The following is a 20,622-nucleotide window of genomic DNA, read 5'->3' on the forward strand; positions in this document are numbered from 1 at the left end:
AAAAAAATATATAAAATAAATATATTAAAAAAGCAATTACGGAGGAAATAATGAATATACAATGGTTTCCGGGGCATATGGCAAAGACCAGAAGGCTCCTTGCAGAAAACTTAAAAATGATAGATGTGGTAATAGAACTTTTAGATGCAAGAATACCCAGAAGCAGTAAGAATCCTGAAATAGATGAGATCATCAAGGACAAGCCCCGTGTAATGGCATTTAACAAATCGGATTTAGCAGACGACAAAGTGTCTAAGGATTGGCAAAAGCATTACAAATCTATTGGTTATTCATGCATATTTATAGATTCTATAAAAGGAACAGGTATTAATGAGTTGAAAGCAATGGTTAATGATGCCGTTAAGGATAAAATAGACAGGCAAAAGCAAAAAGGTTATGTTTTCAGGCCTGTCAGGACAATGGTTGTTGGTGTTCCTAATGTAGGCAAATCATCCTTCATAAATAAAATTGCAGGAAAGGCTAGTGCCGTAACAGGGACAGGCCAGGAGTAACAAGGGGAAAGCAGTGGATAAGGATAAATGAAAAAATTGAGCTTTTAGATACTCCGGGTATTTTATGGCCAAAGTTTGATGATATGGAAGTAGGCTCAAACCTTGCATTCACAGGAGCAATAAAAGACGATATATATGATATAGCTGAGGTAGCGGCTACATTAATGGAAAGGCTAAAAAATACCTATGCTGACAAATTAGCGGCAAGATACAAGCTGGAAGGAATAGACGATATGTCCGGTTTGGATCTGCTTACCGCTGCCGGAAAGAAAAGAGGGTGTCTTGTTTCGGGCGGGGAGATCGATTTGTACAGGATTGCCGCTATAGTTCTGGATGAGTTTAGAGGGGAAAGATTGGAAGAATTTCCCTTGAAAGACCCGACGATATACTAACTGTCAAGGCTGATAAAGGTGCAAAGGAGATGGAAGTTAAGGAGGATTTTGAAAATGGCAACCAAGATGAAAATTAAGGATATAGAGCTTTCTATTAAGGAGCTTGATGCTAAAGAGGCCCTTGATAAGCTTTACAGTATAAGGGAAGAAACAGGTTTGTCCCTTGATAAGCTTATAGCTAAATACCTTAAAAAGAAGGATGCATTTGATAAGGAAAAGGCAAGATATGATAAAATGTGTGCTTATGAAAAGGATGCCTTAAAAAGCGGTATCGAGTTTATTGCGGGAGTGGATGAAGCGGGGAGGGGCCCGTTGGCAGGACCTGTTGTAGCAGCGGCGGTAATACTTCCTAAGGGTATTTTTATAGAAGGTCTCAATGATTCTAAAAAGCTTTCTCATGAAAAAAGAGAAAAGCTATTTGAGATAATAACAAAAAATGCATTGGCATATGGAATTGGTATGGCAGATGAGAAATGCATTGATGACATAAATATTTTAAATGCCACCATTAAAGCAATGGAAGAGGCTATAGCAAAGCTTACTCCTTTACCGGAACTGATTTTAACTGATGCAGTTAAGCTAAGAAACGTAGCTATAAGACAGTTAAATATTATCCGTGGGGATAGCTTAAGTGTTTCCATTGCAGCTGCATCGGTTCTGGCGAAAGTCACTAGGGACAGGCTGATTTGCGAAATGGACAACAAATATCCTGATTATGGATTTGCAAATCATAAGGGTTATGGAACAAAAGATCATATAGAAGCTATAAAGAAATTTGGAATTTGTCCGATACATAGAGTGAGCTTTACTAAAAATTTTGTAGTGACTTAAAGCATATCTGCCTATTCAGAGGCAGGTATGGCTTTGGTCATTACTTACCTGATAGGTGAATTATGAAGGTTACTCATTTTAATGATAGTCTGTTAGCTGGGATTTCCAATATTGACGATGTTCTTTCAAAGCTCGATGTTGGTGATTCATTAAAGGCAAGGGTTATTGGTATATCGGAAAATGAGCTTGTACTGAAACTGACAGACGGCTCTTTATTAAAGGCTGCCTCAATGGTTCCGCTGGATTTAAAGCAGGGACAATTGGTGGATTTTATAGTGAAAAATAAAACTGATAATCAGCTTTTTATTGAGACAGTAAAAGAAGGCGTTCAAAAGGCTGAGACTGATAATATAAAGACAGCACTTCTTTCCATGGATGTCAAACCTGACGATAAAAGCATGGATATAGCAAATGCAATCAAATCCAACAACATTTCATTAGATAAAGATACTTTCAATAATATAGCACAGTCCTTAAAGTTTTTTAAAAACCTGTCTCCTTTAAAGGCGGCTTTTCTTGCTGCTAATAATTTAAGTATAGAAGAAAAAAATATATCTGCCTTAAACTCACTACTTGGTAATGGCACCAAGATCGGTAAAAGCCTTAACAGTTTAAATGACATATTTGAAAGTATGGATGATATTGGGCTTTTGGTGAAAATTGAGGTTAATCTTAAGAAAGCCGGTTTTAATTTGGAAAAACAGGGTGACAATTCTCCCTTGAATGATAAAAGTCAGGATAATTTGAAAGGGAGCATACTGAAAGAAGTAACTAAATTGGTGGATGAAAGCACTAAGGCATCCGTCAACACCTCCTTAAAAAGCATATTAGGTAAGCTCACCGATGATGGAGTTGAGGGAGTATCCCAATTGATTAAAGGATCAACGGATGGGGATTTTGAATCTCTCTCAAATAAGGTTAAGGATTTTATAAATAAAAACATATCCAACATTGAAAGTTCAGATAAACCTTTTAGTGATAAATTGAATACATGGCTTAAAGATACTTCGTCCATAAATGGAAAAAGCAATGGTATTTATAACAGTACCGATGAGTTTGTTGAAGATATAAAAAATCTTCTGGAAAAAATAAAAAATGCAAGGGCTAAAAACGATAGTCATGAAGAGGGGATGAGTTCATCCCAATCTAACACAAATGAAAAGGAAGCACGGCATATAAGCAAAGTTTTAAACTCATTATTTGTAAGGATTGATTCTGATACATTAAAGGACGATCTTCATGCTAAAAACCTTTATAAGGATATAAACAGCGTTCTGGATATTATAAGGGATACGGTTTCTTTATCCGATAATGCCATGAGGGATCAACTCCTAAATAAAACCGACAGCATGCAAAACATGATTAGATTTATAAACGATCTTAACAGTCACAGCACATTTCTACAATTACCTTTGAAAATACTTGATCAGAACACTAACTGTGAAATATATGTTTTAAAGAAGAATGGAGGGAAAAAGAGAATTGATCCCGGAAATGCGACTGCATATATCTCACTTGAGACTACCAATATTGGAAAAGTTGATACACTTATAAGTATGAACAAGAAAAACATAAGCGTCAATATGATTGTGGAAAATGACAGTGTTCGAGATTTTGTAAAGATAAGCCACAACCTGCTGTATAAAAGCCTAAGAGAGAAAGGGTATAACCTGGCTGACTTAAAATGCAGGGTTGCTTGTGAGGATATAAACTTTATAAATGCAAACAGTGTAATGAATAAAGAAATTGTTAAACGGGGTTCCATCGATTTTAAAATATAAGCCATTATACTAGGGGAGGAAGTCATGGATAAGGAGAAAAAGAAAATCAAGGAAGCTGCTGCACTTAAGTATACTCCAGGAGAAAATAGTGCACCTAAAATTGTAGCATTGGCAAAGGGCGAAACAGCAGAAAAAATAGTTGAGAAGGCAGTGGAGAATGATGTGCCTGTGTATGAGAATGCACAACTGGCACATACATTAAATGCTCTTGGCATAGGAGATGAAATACCTCCCGAGCTTTATGAGGTAGTGGCCGAAATTTTGGTATTTGTAGGTTCTATAGATAACGGATATGGTGAAGCAAATGGAAAAAGAAAATAAAAGAAAGATTGGCAGTGCAAATGAAAAAATTGCAGCAAGTTATCTTGAAACTTGTGGATACTCAATTATTATTATAAATTTTAGAGCTGGAAAATATGGAGAAATAGATATTATTGCCCGGGAAAAGGAATTTATCTGCTTTGTAGAGGTTAAGTCCAGAGGTAGCCTTATATTTGGCACTCCGGCAGAAGCGGTAAACAAAAGGAAGCAGGATAGGATTAGAAAGGTTGCATATATTTACATAAATCAACATAAGCTGCACAATGAGAATATAAGATTCGACATAGTTGAGATGATAATGGAAGATAGAAGCCATAAAGTCAGTGATATCAATCTAATCAGGAATGCCTTTTGAAAGGAAATATAAATATGAATAGAAAACGTTTGAATATTGGTGTTATTACTAAATATGTCGAGAATTTCTATTTCGGATCTCTGTTAAAGGGTATACAAAGTATTGTTAAACAAAAGGACGCAAGAATGGTTGTTTTCAATACATATATGCTGGACAGGTTCAGATCGAATGAAAAAGAAGGTGGAGCTTATTTCCCGATATCATTTAATCATATAGATGGATGGATAATTCTAACAGAAGGTATCAGCGAGGAGTATAAAGTAAAACTGTTAGGAAAAGGAAAGCCTGTTGTTCTTGTGGGACATAGGCCAAATAACTATAATTGCAGTGTTTTGCTTGAAGACAATTTTTGGGGTGCAAAACAGGTTGTAGAGCATCTGATATCTCATGGGCACAAAAGAATTGCATATTTGGGATGCAGCAATGTGTATGACATAACGGAGAGATTTGAAGGATACAAGAAAACACTTGAAGGTTATGGTCTTTATGATGAAAGTATTGTTTTTAATACCAAAGAACCAATGCCAAATCTTGGGAGAGAGGTTGCACTTTCATTGGCTGAAAAAGGAATTGACTTTACTGCCATATTTTCAGCTAATGACTATCTGGCTTTTGGGTTTATAGACGGTCTTAGGGAAATGAATATTAATGTGCCTGAAGATATAGCAGTTGTCGGTTATGATAACACCGATAAGAGCAAAATATCTAAACCGGCTTTAAGCAGCGTAAACCAGGATACATATGGTAAAGGTATTGAGGCAGCTAAAATAATATTCAGAATTATAGAGAGTAAAGTTTTACGCAGTGAAACTATACTATTCAAATCAGATTTGGTACTGCGGGAATCATGTGGTTGCAAACTGGAACAAAAGACGGATGAGAATGATATCATACAAAATATTATTGGCCTAAAAAGGTCTATGATCGAAAGGCTTGAAGATGTATTGTATAAAAATTCCGACTTGGGAACCATGTTTTTTAGTATGAACGTAAATGATATAATAAAACTCATTCCCGAAATTGTTGATGAATATACATGGTTCTGTTTCGGGTTATTGGATAATGACAATGAAGCAGCAGATAATTTGATTATTCAAACTGTTGTGGATAATATAAAGAAAAGCAGATCGGATAACGAGTTTATGTGCAGTCTGGAAAATTTCCCGCCTTTGGAATTATTGACTGATTATGAATTGGATTATGATGATGTATTATGGATAGTCCCTGTTTCCACTGAGAAGAAGAACATAGGTGTTATGGCATACATATCTAAAATTTATGAAGAAACCAGTTTCTTTGCATATGACATGCATATGGTTCTGTTCAACCTTTTTGGTATTTCCGTTGACAGAGGACTGGCTATGGATAAGTTGAAGGAAACACTTGCTTCTCTCAAAAAAACACAGGAACAGCTGATAGAATCCGAAAAACTTGTGTCTCTTGGCAGTCTGGTAGCCGGTGTTGCACATGAAATAAATAACCCTATTGGTGTAAGCGTAACTGCTACAACATACATGGAAAGCAATACCGCTCAGTTAAAAGAGTTGTTTGAAACAAATAAATTAACTAAATCAGATCTTACAAGGTTTCTTAATAAAAATAACGAATCGGTAAAAATACTGCTTATGAATTTACAAAGAGCTTCCGACCTTATTAGAAGCTTTAAACAAATTGCAGTGGATAATACAATTGACGAAAAAAGAATATTCAAAGTAAAAGATTATGTTAATGATGTTATATTAAGCCTTAATCCTAAGTTAAGGAAAAAGAGAATAAAGGTGAATTTAGAATGTCCTGAAGATTTGGAGCTTCATTGTAATCCTGGCGAGCTATCCCAAATTTTGACCAATCTGATATTAAACTCAATTATTCATGGCTATGATGAAGAAGAACATGGTGAAATATCTATTTTATTCAAAAAGCATGGTACAGAGCTGATAATTGAATATAATGATTTTGGAAAGGGAATGAAAAAAGATGTTCTGGAAAAGATTTTTGAACCCTTTTTTACAACCCAAAGTGGAAGTGACGGCTCAGGATTAGGACTTATAATAATCAGCAATATTATAAAACAAAAGTTTGGCGGGACTATAAAATGCGATAGTGAATACAAAAAAGGGACTAAGTTTATCATAAGTATTCCGTTATCGTCTGTCTTATAATGAAAAGGTATAAAATAAATATATATTAAATATGTAAATGTGCCGATATATTTTAATGTATTAGTAATGTCCAAAATATAACTTCCGCTATAAATTTCGCTCATGTGTTGACTTAACTCGTCAACACCCGCTCATAATCGGAAGTAATATTTTAGCCATTCCTTTAGTAATGACTCAATATGAGAAAGGATTCAAATATGCACGAGAAATTACGTATTGGAGTAATTACAAAGTATGCAGAAGGCTTATATCATGGTAAGCTTTTATATGGCATTCATGAGTATGTAAAAAGGCAAAATTCCAACTTATTTGTGCTGAATACTTTTATGATTAACAGGTTTTACTCTGATATAAAGAAGGTTGAAAGTTATTATCCTTTAGCCATTAATAATATAGATGGATGGATCATACTTACAGAAGGTGCGAGTGATGATTATTTAAATATAATTATGAAAACAGGTAAGCCTGTTGTGCTGATAGGTATTGATAAAGGACAAAACAATTGCACTGTTATTAAAAGTGATAATATTAGTGGTGCCCAAAACGCTGTTGAACATCTGATACATCATGGACATAGAAAAATAGGCTTCTTAGGCTGGATGGGGCTCAGAGACATGAAAGAGCGTCTGGAAGGTTATAAAAATATCCTTAGTAAGAATGGTATACCATATGATGATAACCTTGTTTACAGTACGGAATCATCTTTACCACGAGAGGGGAAAGCCGCAGTTCAATATTGGCTAAATAACGGTATTGATTTTACAGCTGTTTTTGCCGGTTGTGATGCACTTGCGGGAGGTGTTATTGAAGAACTTAAAAATTCAGGATTGTCTGTACCGCAAGATATAGCTGTTGTAGGATATGATAACAATACGTTTGCAAAAAACTGTAAACCAGGTATCACAACAATAAATCAGGATATTTTTGATTTAGGATTTACTGCCGCGAGGGCATTATTTGAAGAGATAAATAAAGAATCCGATAGGGCAGAGAAGTTTTTGCAACTGCTGACATTGTACTTAGAAAATCCTGCGGATGCAGCTGTGAAGCTGCTGCTGATGATAATATGGAACCTACAAAGGAAAATATTAAAATAAAGAATTCAATTATCAAGTTTCTTGAAGATACACTTTTAAAAAATTCAGATGTAGGCACAAAACTGCTTACAACAAATATCGAGGGAATTAATGAACTTCTTCCTCAAATTGTTGATGATTATAGGTGGGAATGTATAGGATATTGGGATGAAGATCAAACAGGAAAAAGCAGCTTAAAAATTGACAGAATATATAATTCATCAAAGGACTCAGATGTCATTAATTTCTCGTGTGATGTAGAAAATTTTCCTCCTTTGGAACTTATACCGGACATAAACAAGTTAAGTAAAGATGATGTTGTATGGATATTGCCCATATCATCAACAAACAGAAACTGGGGTGTAATGTCATATATAAGTCCTTTTAATGAAGCTTCAGCATTTATAAAATATAATATTTCCATAGTGATTGTTACACTGCTAGGTATAGCTATGGACCGTGAAATTGCAAAAACAGAACTGGAAAATGCATTGGAAACACTTAAACAAACTCAGAATCAACTTATTCAATCGGAGAAAATGGCTGCTTTAGGAGGACTGGTTGCAGGAGTAGCACATGAGATTAATACACCTATAGGCGTTAGTGTTACTGCAGCCTCCTATATGGATGAGAAAAACAATGAAATCATAAACTTGTTTGAATCAGGCAAGCTAAAAAAAGTTGATATGGATAAATATATAAATACTACTATGGAATCAATTAAAATACTTGTCATTAACCTGGAAAGAGCTTCAAATCTGGTAAAGAGTTTTAAGCAAATAGCAGTAGATCAGACAAGGGAAGAAAAAAGAACTTTTAGACTAAAAGAATATATCGATGAAGTTTTGCTCAGCTTACATCCAAAGATTAAAAAGACAAAGCACAAGATAATAGTTAATTGTATGGATGATATATGGATACATGCTTCTCCTGGAGGCATATCTCAGGTAATAACCAATCTTGTGGTAAACTCCCTGGTACATGCCTTCGATGATGGAGACGAAGGAATAATGACCATAAATATAATAAATGAAAACGATGAAATAATTATAGAATACAGCGATAATGGCAAAGGGATAAGTGAAAGTGATATCAAAAAGATATATGAACCTTTTTTTACAACTAAAAGGGGCAGCGGTGGAACCGGATTAGGGCTTAATATAGTATACAACATTGTTACAAATGAATATAAAGGGAAAATAAAATGTAATAGCACGCCTGGAAATGGTACGGCATTTATTATCAGAATACCTGAAAAAGAGGTGATTAAATCCAATGGCAAGTAACGATATTATAATTGATAGTGAATACATGGATTTTTTCGATGATGCGACTGATGATATAGTATTGGAGGATAGGACCAAAAGATGGAAGATAATGATAATAGATGATGATTATGAGGTACATACTATTACAAAGCTTGTGCTTAGTGATTTTGCGTTTAATAATGTCAGCTTGGAATTCATAGATGCTTATTCCGCAAAGGAAGCACGTGAGCTGTTAAACAAAACGCAGGATATAGCAATAATCCTTTTAGATGTTGTAATGGAAGAGGAGGATTCCGGTCTAAAGCTTGTACGTTTTATCAGGGAGGAAGTTAAAAACTATGAAGTAAGGATAATTTTAAGGACAGGCCAGCCTGGTCAAGCACCGGAAAAGAGGGTTATTGTTGATTATGATATAAATGATTATAAGGAGAAGACGGAGTTGACGGCACAAAAGCTGTTTACAACTATCGTTGCGTCTCTAAGGGCATATGAAAGCATACATCTTACCAACATTAATAAAAAAGGTCTGGAGAAGGTTATAGAAGCATCATCATATCTTTTTGAAGTTCAATCAATAACAAAGCTATCGGGAATTGTTTTAGAACAAATCAATTCCATGCTCTGCTTCTATAAAAATATACCCTTAAAGGAACAATCCAGCTTTGTTGCATTTAAAAATTCCGGTAATTATTATATTACTGCAGCTTCAGGGAATTTTGTCAAGAATGTCAATATGGATATAAGAGATGTTATTAACGAAAGCTTATACACAACAATAATTGAAGGGATAATTGAGAAAAGAATATTTACAATAGGCACAAATATTGTACTCCATTTTAAAAGTGTTACAGATCTTGAGTACGTTTTATTCTTTGAAGGTGCCGATGAATTCAGAGAATTTGATAAAAGTCTTTTGGAAATTTTTAGTCACAACATATCAAATGCTTTTGAAAACGCTGCATTAAATCTCAAACTTCAGGATACACAAAAGGAAATTATTTATACACTGGGTGAAATAGCAGAAGCACGCTCCAAGGAAACCGGTAATCATGTAAAAAGGGTTTCTGAATTTACACGGCTACTGGCTTTAAAGTACGGTATGACTGAAACTGATGCAGAAACTATTTCTCTTGCTTCTGCCATGCATGATATTGGCAAGCTTGGTGTTCCCGCAAGCATATTAAATAAGCCAGGCAAGCTGACAGAAGATGAATTTGAGGTTATTAAGACCCATACAACAATAGGTTATGATATGCTTAAAAATTCAACAAAGGAAATTATTAGAACAGCGAGCATTATAGCATACCACCACCATGAAAAGTATAATGGCAAAGGCTATCCTAATGGGCTAAAGGGTGAAGAAATTCATATATATGGTAGAATAACAGCAATTGCAGATGTTTTCGATGCTCTAGGAACAATCAGAGTTTATAAGCCGGCATGGGAATTGGATAAGATATTGGAATACTTTAAAACTCAGAGAGGAGAACATTTTGATCCGCATTTAATAGATTTATTCTTTGAAAATATTGATGAGTTCCTTGCTATTAGAGATTCCTTCAAGGATCAGACATAGGGAGTATATAATTACTCCGATTCCAGCCTTTTATCCAAAAAATTAAGGAAAATTGTTTTTAGTAGTGCCATAACAGGTACTGAAAGAAACATACCGACAACTCCATACAATGCTCCTCCTATGGTTATGGATATCATAATTAGTATAGGATTTAAGCCTATTTTGTCACCTATTATTTTTGGTGCAATAACCGATCCGTCAATTTGACCGAGAATAAGCAGGAAAATAAGGAGCCAGACAGCCTTAACAGGGCTGATAAATAGAGTAATAATAACACTTGGTATAATACCGATTAATGAACCGAAATACGGTACAAGATTAAAAATTCCAACAAAAAGGCTTATAAGTATGGGATAGGGCATACCAGTAACAATACAAAAAACAAAACATATTATGCAAATTACAATGGCATCTATAATTTTACCAATAATATACCTGGAGAAAATATCATTTGCATTTTTAGCAAAATTAACAAGTTTATTGCCGTTATCCCTTTTCATAACTACATATACTGTCTTTTTAATGGTTGATAATATAGCCTCCTTATCATAAAGAAGATATATTGAAATGGTAATGCCCAAAACAAGCTTCAAAATAGTTGACGTAATATTGATGATATTGCTGAAGAGATAATTGATTAATGCAACTAAAAGGTTTTGTGATTCTCCAATTATCTTCTCCATATTGTTTTTCAGATAGTTGCTCAAATTGTATTGATCATCCATCAGCTTAAAGTCAGCAATTTTAGATTCAGCCCAGGTAGTTGTCTTTTTTACGTATTCGGAAAAATTTTCATTTAACTGGGTTATACTGTTGATTACAATAGGTGCAAGTATTGTAACTGCAAAAATGATGAGACCTGAAAATAATACATATATTATGGATATGCTTAAATATCTACGCACCTTAAGTTTCTTTTCAATAAATACCATCAATGGATTTAAGGTATATGCTATGGCAAAAGCCCAGAATAGGTAACTTAGTACTGAGAGTACGAATTTTATACCGTTAATCAAATGTTCAGCGTTATCAACAAGTTTGTATACAACTATAGCTATTATAATTATAGGTATGTATTTCCAATAAGGTATTTTTCTGTATTTAAAAGACATGTTACCCACCTTAATACGAAAATTATATTAGGATTATATCATAAAGGTCAATATAGTCAAAGAAGTTTTTATAGATAAAGATATATAAATTGATTTCTATTAATTTTAGAGGATATTTAAATTATAATGTGGAATTATTATATAATAAAATATTATTTTGCATTTGCCCATTGAAATCTTTACACGTCGCAAAGTCTTATAAGTTATAACTCCAAAATAACTTCCGCTATAAATTTCGCTCATTTCTTAGTGCAATTTTCCTATAAGGACCATCCCTTATTTTGAAAGGCAGGGATATTATATAAATAGCATTTTATCATTAAAGCAATACAAAAATTTAATTATGTTTAGTGTTCTTGCAGCATTAAGTATGATTGCAAGGATTTTTGAGCTGAATTTTTCCTATGGCATCAGCTTTGCTTTTGGAAATGTGTTTACCATTATCATTTTGAGCTATTATGGGAAATTTAAAGCTTTGAGTGTAGCAGTTGTTTCAAATGTTCTGGATATATGTTTTTTTAATGGAAGCATATATACAGTCTTTTTCACTTTTGAAATTTTAGTCCTATCAATATTTTGGAAAAATAAGATACGCAAATTACTATTTATTGATATATTATACTGGATTATGGTTGGAATACCGTTTTCATTTCTTATTTATTATTTAAACAACAGAACATTTGGTTTGGAAGTATACTTGCTTGTTATAAATAATTGGATATGCGGAAATATAAATGTACTAATTGCAGATTTAATTATTTCATATGTTCCCATACAATTAATTTTGGGCAGGAAAGAAAAAATTTTAACCGATCTAAATAGATTGATGTTTCATCTGACAATTGCAGCTGTTATTGGACCGTTTCTGGTTTATATAATGATTGACGGTTGGCTGACACAGGATAGGGTAAGTTCTGAAATAAGTCAGATTCTAAACACATCACGGCTGAATATAATTGACCAGATAAATAGCTGGGATACAAATGACCTAAGAAAAATTCGATTGAGGTCGCCGGTACATTTAAAGGATTTAAAAGAAATAATTGCTAGCAATCCATTAAATGATAAGGTTGAAGTATTTGTTGTTGATAGAAAGAATTCTCTATATTCAGCAAACCGTAATTTAGAAAAGCCAAATATGATTTATGACTGGAAAGATGGAGGAAATATTATAAATGTTTCCGATAATATATATTGCTGGATGCCTGAAAGTAAAAGACTGGGATTTGACATTAAAAAATGGAGTAAGGCATTTTACATTATGGTTTATCAATTTGAAGACATAGACTTGCAGCTTCAGATAAAAGTTCCATTGTCAAATTATACTGTAAGTATATGGGAAAATTATCGCAACAAATTCCATATACTTATAGTGTTTTGTTTTATTTCAATATTTATATCTATTATGATGGGTCGGGTTTTATCCAGAGATTTGTCAAAACTTACACAAAGTACAACAGACCTTCCGGACAAGCTAAAGCGACAGGAAATAATTGAATGGCCCGATACATCCATGGTGCAGGTAAATAACCTGGTATCAAATTTCAAAGTGATGTCAAATAATTTGGTTACTCTATTTAATGATATCAATATTATGAATGACAAGCTCTTATCTCAAACAATAGAACTTGAAAATTCAAGAGAAGAAATGAAAAGATTGGCATACAACGATGCCCTTACCGGATTACCTAACAGGTATTATTTTACAAATTACTTGGAGGAGCTTCTATCCAGTGGATATGAAAGGAAAATTGCTGTAATGTTTATTGACTTGAACAGGTTTAAACATATTAATGATAAATTAGGTCATGATATTGGCGACATGCTGCTAAAGGAAGTTGCAAATAGGTTTAAATATGTACTTGGTCATGATGATTTTGTTGCCCGTCTTGGTGGAGATGAATTTGTTATCATACTAAGGGATATAGATTATGAAAAGGCATCAGTGACTGCCGAACAAATTAATAATGTATTATGTGAGACGGTCATTGTACTACAAAAAGATAAGAAATATGAGCTCAATATATCCGGAAGTATAGGAATAAGCTTGTACCCTGATGATGCCGTTGATAAAACGACATTACTCAAAATGGCGGATATGGCAATGTACGCTTCCAAGGAAACAGGTGAGAAAGAATTTAAATTTTATTCTGATCTGAATAAGATTGTGTTAAGTTAAAATGGTAAAAATGAAAGGAGAACTACATTATGAGCAAAATGCGTAAATTAATTTTGATTATTATGATTGTTTGTTTGGGTATTACAGCAGGATGTGGCGAGCAGGCGGAAAAGTCGGTTAACAACATAGAGGATGAGGCAAAAGTTCAGAAAAAGGAATCTACTGAAAAAAGTAAAGGTACTGTGGAACTGAAGTTGTGGAGCTGGTTTAGCCAAGCTGGAATAATTAAGCAATTTGAAGCTGAAAATAAAGGAATAACAGTAAAGGAAGAGCTTTTTAGTTTTGACAAATGTGCCGAAGAGTATATGAAGGCTCTTTCCAGCGGCGTAGGACCTGATTTTTATATTTGACAGCGGTTTTTTCGGGCAGTATACAGTTAACAATGTTTTGCAGGACTTATATGAGGAGCCGTTTTCAGCGGGCAAGTACAAAGATGATTTTTTAGGTTTTGAAAGTGGATTGTCTGTTGATAAAAAACAATTATTGTCACTTTCCATATCAACTGCACCGTACGTTACAATGTACAGAGAAGATATAATGAAAGCAAATGGATTTCCATATGAGCCTGCTGAGTTCGGCAAATTTATAGAAAACCCCGACAATCTTATAAAAATTGCAAAAAAACTAAAAGAGAATAACAAATACATCTTTTCCTATCCTACTGATCTAACTGATGTGGTTGGAAATTCTTTAGGTTATTTTGATGATAAGCTGGATTATGTACGTTATGGAAATTTATTTGAAAAATCATTGGATATAATGATGCAGTCATCTAAAAATGGATGGTTATTGGATGAAAATTTCTGGGGAGAAGGCGGAAAAACTGCACTTAAGGAAGATAAGCTTGCTATGTGTTTTTACGGCTCTTATATTATGGGGACATTGGAAAGATATGTGCCGGAGCAAAAGGGTAAGTGGAGAATTACAACACCGCCTTTGGGTTTAGCTTCCTGGGCGTCGGATTCTCGTGCGGCCATAAATATACAAAGCGATCACAAGGAAGAGGCATGGAAATTGATTGAGTACATAGTAACTCAAAAAAATAAGGGTGGAGTGGATTATACAAATACTATACCTTCTTATAAACCTTATATTAATTTTGAAAAAAACTTAAATAAAAAATTGCAATTCTACGGAGATCAAAATGTATATCCAATTATAAAAAAACTCGCAGAAAATACCAAGTATTTCAAATTAACTCCTATGGACCATAAAGCTCTTGAAATATACAGGAATAGCGTGTGGACAGTAATGAAGCAAAAATCAAAGCCTGATGAAGCTGTTGACAAGATGAAAAAAATATTGAAAAGGAATTAAGTAAAGATAAAAAAGCTTTGATAGGTGAGTAGGTGAATGTGTTAAGTCAAGAAGAATATTTTGATATATTTATTAAATAACTGATTTTTTAAAAAACAATAAAAAGGGCAGCAGGGAAATTGTATAAAAAAGTTCTCTGCTGCCCTTTTTTTAATACAAGGGGAATAATGGTTATGTTAGCCATAAATAGAAACAGAGGTATTTAATGATAATCCATTTAAGAAGATTTCGAAATAATGCAATAAGATATTTACTTGATAGGTTTACATATTAAATTCATAATTAAAGTAATATAATATTTTAGTTAGATATCCATAATTTTCCTGATTCTTATATCTTTAAAAAAAATCTTTATAACAGAAAATATGCTGAAATCAACTTGAGGAATCTAACAATTTGTAACACAGGTTAATATGTAAGAGCAGAGGATAATTTAGTAGAGGAGGGGATAAGTAAGGCTGTAATTTAAAAAATGATTTTTAGAGAGAGAATATAATGGTATAAGATAGAGATTATTATTTGCTTATGATTAACATAATAATAATTAAACGGGGAATTAAGTATGAGAAAGAATAAAGCTTATTTAAGCATGTTTCTTTTAGTTATGTTTGTAACATCATTGTTCACTTTTGGTTCAGGAACAGCCAATGCGTTAATAGCACCGGGTATAACAGTTCCTTCATTCTCACAGTTAAAGGATAATCCTAAATATCCTGATCCATTTAAGTTTTTGGATGGCACAAGATTAAAAGATAGAGGAGATTGGCCAAAACTCCGTAATGAAATAAGTGCTTTGGCACAGACTTTTGAATACGGTATAATTCCAGGAAAACCGGAAAGTGTTAAAGGATCAGTGAGCGGCAGCACTATAACAGTCACAGTAACTGACAAAGGAAAAACTGTATCATTTACAGCTAAAGTTACTTATCCTAGTGCAGGTACAGCACCATATCCGGCAATGATAGGATGTGGAATGAATTCACTTAATCAGCAGGAAATACTTAAACTGGGAGTGGCTTGTATTGATCTTGATACTGAAAGTATTGCCAGTCAGACTAATAATAACAGAGGAAAAGGTAAGTTTTATGACTTATACGGAAGTAACCACAGCTGTGGTGATATAGCAGCATGGGCATGGGGTGCCGGCCGTTTGATTGATGCCCTTGAGTTGACTCCAGCTGCAAAAATCAACCCTAAAAAGCTCGGTGTAACAGGTGGTTCACGTAATGGTAAAGGAGCACTTGGAATTGGTGCCTTTGAAGAAAGAATTGCTCTTACCATACCTCAGGAATCAGGCAGCGGCGGAACAGGAAATTATCGTTTTGCAGAGTCCAAAGGTTCAGCTGTTCAGCGTATACAATCCACAGTTGGAGAACAGGCATGGTTTTCTAAAGCATTGGATCAATTTTCATATGCTGTTAACAAACTTCCATATGACCACCATCAAATTTTAGCACTGTGTGCACCTCGCGGACTGTTGCTGATCGAGAATCCTGATTATGAATGGTTGTGTAATGAAGGTTGTTGGAATAATGGTAAATGTGTACAAATGGTATATCAGGCATTAGGCATAGGCGATAGAATGGGATATTCATCAGTTGGCGGTCATATGCATTGTTCATTGCCAGCATCGCAGTATGGTGATGTAAATGCTTTCATAAAGAAGTTCCTTCTTGATGATAAAACTGCTAACACTAATATCTTTAAGTCAGATAAAAACTATACATTAAACACATCAAAATGGATAGATTGGACTGTTCCTACATTAACAGGAACTGTACCTGAAGTTGGATCAGATACACCAGCAAGTACTCCAACACCAACAAAACCATCATATACACCAACACCAACAAAGCCTGCAAATGTTGAAGACGTAAATGGTGATGGCGTTGTTAATATGGCAGATGCTTTAATAATCGCAACTGCTTTTAACAGTACAACAGGAGAACCTAAATTCAAAGCAAACTGCGATTTGGATAGAAATGGTGTTATAAATATGGCTGATATTTTGTTAATTGCAGCTAAGTTTGGAAAGACCTTTTAGTCTTGCCTTAATTAACTTTTCTTTTAATTAATTTAAAGATAGTTTAAAAGATATTGATCTTGCAGTTGTCTGTTGCAAATTACATTAAACTTTTTGTTTTTTGCTTCCGGCAATTGTAAGATCAATATCACTTTATTTATATAATTTAAAGATTGTTTATTAAAATTAGGAGGAAAATTATGAAGAAAAGCAAGGCTTATTTAAGCAAAATTCTTGTGATCACATTTATTATTTCTCTATTCACATTTAGCTCAGGGACAGCTAATGCTTTAATATCACCAGGTATTACAGTACCTTCATTTTCACAATTGAAAGAAAATGCTAAGTTTCCTGATCCCTTCAAGATGATGGATGGTACACGTATGACAAGCAAGGATCAGTGGGAAAAACGTCGCGAAGAAGTCAAAGCATTGGCACAGACCTTTGAATACGGTGTAATCCCAGGTAAACCACAAAGTGTTAAAGGTTCTGTTAGCGGTAACACAATAACAGTAACAGTAACCGATAACGGAAAAACTGTATCGTTTACAGCTAAAGTTACCTATCCTACTACCGGTACAGCACCATACCCTGCCATGATAGGATGTGGAGCAAATACACTCAACCAGCAGGAAATTCTTAAATTGGGAGTAGCTTGCATTGAGCTTGATACTGAAAGTATTGGAAGCCAGACTAATAATGTCAGGGGAAAAGGTAAGTTCTTTGATTTGTACGGAAGTAACCACAGCTGTGGATCAATCGGTGCATGGATTTGGGGTACAAGCCGCTTGATTGACGCCCTTGAGACTACTCCTGCAGCAAAAATTGATCCTAAGCATCTTGGTGTAACAGGCGGATCACGTAATGGTAAAGGAGCTCTCGGTATTGGAGCTTTTGAAGAGAGAATTGCCCTTACTATACCTCAGGAATCAGGCTGCGGTGGAGCAGGAAATTACCGATTTGCAGAGGCAGTAGGTTCATCTGTACAGCGTATACAATCGTTAGTTGGAGAGCAAGCATGGTTTTCCAAAGCATTGGATCAATTTTCATATGCTGTAAATAAGCTTCCATATGATCATCATCAGATTTTGGCATTGTGTGCACCACGTGGACTATTGTTAATCGAGAATCCCGATTACACATGGCTGCATAATGAAGGTGCATGGGCAAATGGAAAGGTTACAGAAATGATATATGATGCTTTGGGTATATCTGATAGGTTTGGATATTCATCAGTTGGTAACCATATGCACTGTTCATTGCCGGCATCACAGTATGGTGATGTAAATGCCTTCATAAAAAAATTCCTTCTGGAAGACAAGAGTGCCAGCACTGATTTCTTTAAGTCGGATAAAAACTATACTCTTGATAAAGCAAAATGGATAGATTGGACAGTACCTACATTGACAGGAACACTTCCTTCATCAAATCCGTCGTCAAATCCTTCAACAGAACCATCTTCAGTTAACACTCCTACACCGACAATACCTGCAGGTCCAAAAAGTGCATTCGCTAAATTGGAAGCGGAGAACTATGACAGTGTAGAGTCATCAACCCTGAAAAAGATAGATACCCCAACTGGCGGAGGCGGTATAGGATATATTGAAAATGGAAACTATGTTGTGTACAACAATGTTGATTTTGGAACAGGTGCCACATCCTTCAAAGCATCAGTTGCTGCTTCAGGTACATCAAGTATTCAGTTAAGGTTAAACAGTCCGTCAGGTACCCTCTTAGGTACATTGGATGTAGCATCAACTGGCGACTGGGATGGTTATCAGGAACAGACCTGTGATATAAGCAAGGTTACAGGAAAAAATGACTTGTATCTGATATTTTCAGCTGCTGTAAATGTTGACTGGTTTACTTTTGAAGGCGGTAGTGTTAATTCACCTAGCCCTACAAATCCGGTCAGTTCAGCTAATCCAACTAATCCTTCCGGCACAAAAACAGCAGATTTGAATAACGATGGAATTATAAACATGGCGGATGTAATTCTGCTAGCAACAACATTTAATTCTGTGGCTGGGGACGGCAAATATATCGGTTCATATGACTTGAACAGCGATGGGGCAATAAATATGACAGATGTTATTACTCTTGCTACTCAATTCAATAAACCACCTGTAATTATAAATACACCAGCAAGTGAAAAACCCACAAACACACCAACGGCCACACCATCAGATACACTAAGCAGGCCATGGGATTGGGCTGGTATAGTTGGAACAGGCCAGAGCCTTTCTGTTGGTGCTTCAGCAAACCCTGTTAAGACAACAGCACAGCCATATAACAACTTAAAATTATCACTTGGAAGTTTAAAAGTACCTCCGTATGACCCAAATAACAGTCAGCTAAAAATGGTACCGCTGGTTGAGCCTATACGTAATTTCGCATCAGGTTATCCGGCTCCATATCCAGGTAACATATACGGGGAAACACCTCACACAGCAATGGGTAATCAGATAACTTCCATGGTTAAGTCCACAGGAGGAACTGATTATATCACAGCTCATACGGTTGTTGGTGAATCCGGACAGGGTTATGCTCAAATCAAAAAGGGAGCAACCGATACAGGTTCAACAGGACGTGCTTTTGCAGCGTCGATGTTTGAAGTTCAAGCCATCAACCGTCTTGCTAAAGCTTCCGGGAAGACATACGGCGTAGGTGCTATAACATTAGTGCACGGTGAAACCGATAATGGAAGTGCAACTTATGGGAATGATATCCGTCAGTTATGGTCTGATTATAATAAGGACATCAAGGCGGTAACAGGTCAAACTCAGAGCATACCTATGCTTGTAGTACAGCAGCATTCATATCCTCAGACAGCGGGATCAACTGCAGTTGGAACAAACATACAATGGAAGGTAGGAGTAGATTATCCTGAAGATATAATCTGTATAGGACCTAATTACCAGCGTTATTATGGGGGTGACCATGTACATAGTAATGCAGACGGATATAGGCTAATGGGAGAGAAGTTCGGACAGGTATATTTTGAAAAAGTAGTTATGGGACGTGATTGGAAGCCTCTGCAACCAACAGGCGCTACAAAGAGCGGTAATGTAATTACAGTAAACTTCCATGTACCTGTTGCTCCTTTGACATGGGACACTACCATGCAGGCACCGAATCAAAGTGTTAACGAATGGAAGAACGGAAAAGGTTTTGAGGTAACTGCCAATGGCTCAAAAATAACTATAAGCTCTATTGAAATATCGGGCAGTTCCGTAAAAATTACGTGTTCAGGTACACTTCCTGCTTCAGGTGTTAAAGTAGCATATGCTTATACTGCTCAGTCAACTAACAGGACTAACGGAACATGCCGTTGGGGCCTATTACGTGACTCTGATCCATTTAAAGGCAGTGTAACAGGAACAGCTCAGCCAAACTACTGCGTTGCTTTTGAAATGTCGGTTCAGTAATCATCGTAATGTAGCAAAGTGTAACAATGGATATGATCATATCTAAATAATATGGTCATATCCGTTGAATCAGCTAATAGCAAATAATTGTATTTTTGAAATTGCCTTATTTAAATTTATGCGGAAAAATATAAAAACACAATATTTCGAAAAAAAACAGAAGATATTGACTTGAGAGGCTTCTTCGGTACATTCATAATATAAATTAAGCATATATTTAATGTCCAGAAAATTATGGTGTATTCTGCACCACAATTTTTCATGACAACAATTAGGATTGCAAAATCTC

The 20,622-nt window shown here is 35.0% G+C and carries 14 protein-coding genes and 1 pseudogene; 14 read left to right on the forward strand and 1 reads right to left on the reverse strand.

What is annotated here, in order from left to right:
- The first annotated feature begins 50 nt into the window (after nt 1–50).
- From ylqF to Bccel_RS03220, 9 genes and pseudogenes are all read left to right on the forward strand, one after another.
- Nucleotides 51–981 (forward strand): annotated as a pseudogene (gene ylqF, locus Bccel_RS03180) (ribosome biogenesis GTPase YlqF).
- A complete protein-coding gene (locus tag Bccel_RS03185; RefSeq protein ID WP_036942980.1) occupies nt 959–1,735 on the forward strand; it encodes a ribonuclease HII in 777 nt (258 codons plus the stop codon). The pseudogene ylqF and the gene Bccel_RS03185 overlap by 23 nt, the downstream one beginning before the upstream one ends.
- A 62-nt stretch (nt 1,736–1,797) precedes the next feature.
- Nucleotides 1,798–3,516 carry a flagellar hook-length control protein FliK gene (gene fliK, locus Bccel_RS03190; protein WP_036942983.1) on the forward strand — a complete coding sequence of 573 codons (1,719 nt, stop codon included), beginning with the start codon at nt 1,798–1,800 and terminating at the stop codon, nt 3,514–3,516.
- Between the two features lie 24 nt (nt 3,517–3,540).
- Nucleotides 3,541–3,837: an EscU/YscU/HrcU family type III secretion system export apparatus switch protein gene (locus Bccel_RS03195; RefSeq protein WP_036942986.1), complete on the forward strand. Its 297-nt coding sequence runs from the start codon at nt 3,541–3,543 to the stop codon at nt 3,835–3,837.
- The gene (locus Bccel_RS03200; protein ID WP_036942989.1) at nt 3,821–4,192 is read left to right on the forward strand and encodes a YraN family protein; all 372 of its coding nucleotides are present in this window, start codon (nt 3,821–3,823) and stop codon (nt 4,190–4,192) included. Before Bccel_RS03195 ends, Bccel_RS03200 begins: the two co-directional genes overlap by 17 nt.
- 14 nt (nt 4,193–4,206) lie before the next feature.
- Complete coding sequence (locus Bccel_RS03205; RefSeq protein WP_152965905.1) at nt 4,207–6,354, forward strand: substrate-binding domain-containing protein; 2,148 nt, start codon at nt 4,207–4,209, stop codon at nt 6,352–6,354.
- 197 nt (nt 6,355–6,551) lie between these two features.
- Nucleotides 6,552–7,451: a substrate-binding domain-containing protein gene (locus Bccel_RS03210; protein WP_050753046.1), complete on the forward strand. Its 900-nt coding sequence runs from the start codon at nt 6,552–6,554 to the stop codon at nt 7,449–7,451.
- Nucleotides 7,421–8,716, forward strand: a complete 1,296-nt coding sequence (locus Bccel_RS03215) for a sensor histidine kinase (protein ID WP_050753047.1) — start codon at nt 7,421–7,423, stop codon at nt 8,714–8,716. The genes Bccel_RS03210 and Bccel_RS03215 overlap by 31 nt, the downstream gene beginning before the upstream one ends.
- Nucleotides 8,706–10,274 carry an HD domain-containing phosphohydrolase gene (locus tag Bccel_RS03220; RefSeq protein WP_050753048.1) on the forward strand — a complete coding sequence of 523 codons (1,569 nt, stop codon included), beginning with the start codon at nt 8,706–8,708 and terminating at the stop codon, nt 10,272–10,274. The genes Bccel_RS03215 and Bccel_RS03220 overlap by 11 nt, the downstream gene beginning before the upstream one ends.
- A gap of 11 nt (nt 10,275–10,285) precedes the next feature.
- Here Bccel_RS03220 and Bccel_RS03225 read toward each other — a convergent pair whose 3' ends face one another.
- Nucleotides 10,286–11,386 (reverse strand): AI-2E family transporter, encoded by a 1,101-nt coding sequence (locus Bccel_RS03225; protein WP_036942991.1) that lies wholly within the window; start codon nt 11,384–11,386, stop codon nt 10,286–10,288.
- 370 nt (nt 11,387–11,756) lie between these two features.
- On the opposite strand from Bccel_RS03225, the gene Bccel_RS03230 reads away from it, so the two are divergent.
- The 5 genes from Bccel_RS03230 to Bccel_RS31210 all read left to right on the forward strand — a co-directional run bounded on the left by Bccel_RS03230 (nt 11,757) and on the right by Bccel_RS31210 (nt 20,333).
- Nucleotides 11,757–13,565 carry a GGDEF domain-containing protein gene (locus Bccel_RS03230; protein WP_036942994.1) on the forward strand — a complete coding sequence of 603 codons (1,809 nt, stop codon included), beginning with the start codon at nt 11,757–11,759 and terminating at the stop codon, nt 13,563–13,565.
- Between the two features lie 29 nt (nt 13,566–13,594).
- A complete protein-coding gene (locus tag Bccel_RS03235) occupies nt 13,595–13,915 on the forward strand; it encodes a hypothetical protein (RefSeq protein ID WP_036942995.1) in 321 nt (106 codons plus the stop codon).
- A gap of 37 nt (nt 13,916–13,952) precedes the next feature.
- Nucleotides 13,953–14,882 (forward strand): extracellular solute-binding protein, encoded by a 930-nt coding sequence (locus Bccel_RS03240; protein WP_050753049.1) that lies wholly within the window; start codon nt 13,953–13,955, stop codon nt 14,880–14,882.
- 562 nt (nt 14,883–15,444) lie between these two features.
- Nucleotides 15,445–16,926, forward strand: a complete 1,482-nt coding sequence (locus Bccel_RS03245; RefSeq protein ID WP_050753050.1) for a glucuronyl esterase domain-containing protein — start codon at nt 15,445–15,447, stop codon at nt 16,924–16,926.
- 179 nt (nt 16,927–17,105) lie between these two features.
- Nucleotides 17,106–20,333, forward strand: coding sequence for a glucuronyl esterase domain-containing protein (locus Bccel_RS31210; protein WP_050753051.1), 3,228 nt, complete (start codon nt 17,106–17,108; stop codon nt 20,331–20,333).
- The last annotated feature ends 289 nt before the right edge of the window (nt 20,334–20,622 follow it).

Source organism: Pseudobacteroides cellulosolvens ATCC 35603 = DSM 2933, from assembly GCF_001262605.1.
GTDB lineage: Bacteria > Bacillota > Clostridia > Acetivibrionales > DSM-2933 > Pseudobacteroides > Pseudobacteroides cellulosolvens.

Coding starts and splice junctions, on each gene's coding strand:
- Bccel_RS03185 (WP_036942980.1), top strand. CDS start 959: ATGGCAACCAAGATGAAAATTAAGGATATAGAGCTTTCTATTAAGGAG.
- fliK (WP_036942983.1), top strand. CDS start 1,798: ATGAAGGTTACTCATTTTAATGATAGTCTGTTAGCTGGGATTTCCAAT.
- Bccel_RS03195 (WP_036942986.1), top strand. CDS start 3,541: ATGGATAAGGAGAAAAAGAAAATCAAGGAAGCTGCTGCACTTAAGTAT.
- Bccel_RS03200 (WP_036942989.1), top strand. CDS start 3,821: ATGGAAAAAGAAAATAAAAGAAAGATTGGCAGTGCAAATGAAAAAATT.
- Bccel_RS03205 (WP_152965905.1), top strand. CDS start 4,207: ATGAATAGAAAACGTTTGAATATTGGTGTTATTACTAAATATGTCGAG.
- Bccel_RS03210 (WP_050753046.1), top strand. CDS start 6,552: ATGCACGAGAAATTACGTATTGGAGTAATTACAAAGTATGCAGAAGGC.
- Bccel_RS03215 (WP_050753047.1), top strand. CDS start 7,421: ATGGAACCTACAAAGGAAAATATTAAAATAAAGAATTCAATTATCAAG.
- Bccel_RS03220 (WP_050753048.1), top strand. CDS start 8,706: ATGGCAAGTAACGATATTATAATTGATAGTGAATACATGGATTTTTTC.
- Bccel_RS03225 (WP_036942991.1), bottom strand. CDS start 11,386: ATGTCTTTTAAATACAGAAAAATACCTTATTGGAAATACATACCTATA.
- Bccel_RS03230 (WP_036942994.1), top strand. CDS start 11,757: ATGATTGCAAGGATTTTTGAGCTGAATTTTTCCTATGGCATCAGCTTT.
- Bccel_RS03235 (WP_036942995.1), top strand. CDS start 13,595: ATGAGCAAAATGCGTAAATTAATTTTGATTATTATGATTGTTTGTTTG.
- Bccel_RS03245 (WP_050753050.1), top strand. CDS start 15,445: ATGAGAAAGAATAAAGCTTATTTAAGCATGTTTCTTTTAGTTATGTTT.
- Bccel_RS31210 (WP_050753051.1), top strand. CDS start 17,106: ATGAAGAAAAGCAAGGCTTATTTAAGCAAAATTCTTGTGATCACATTT.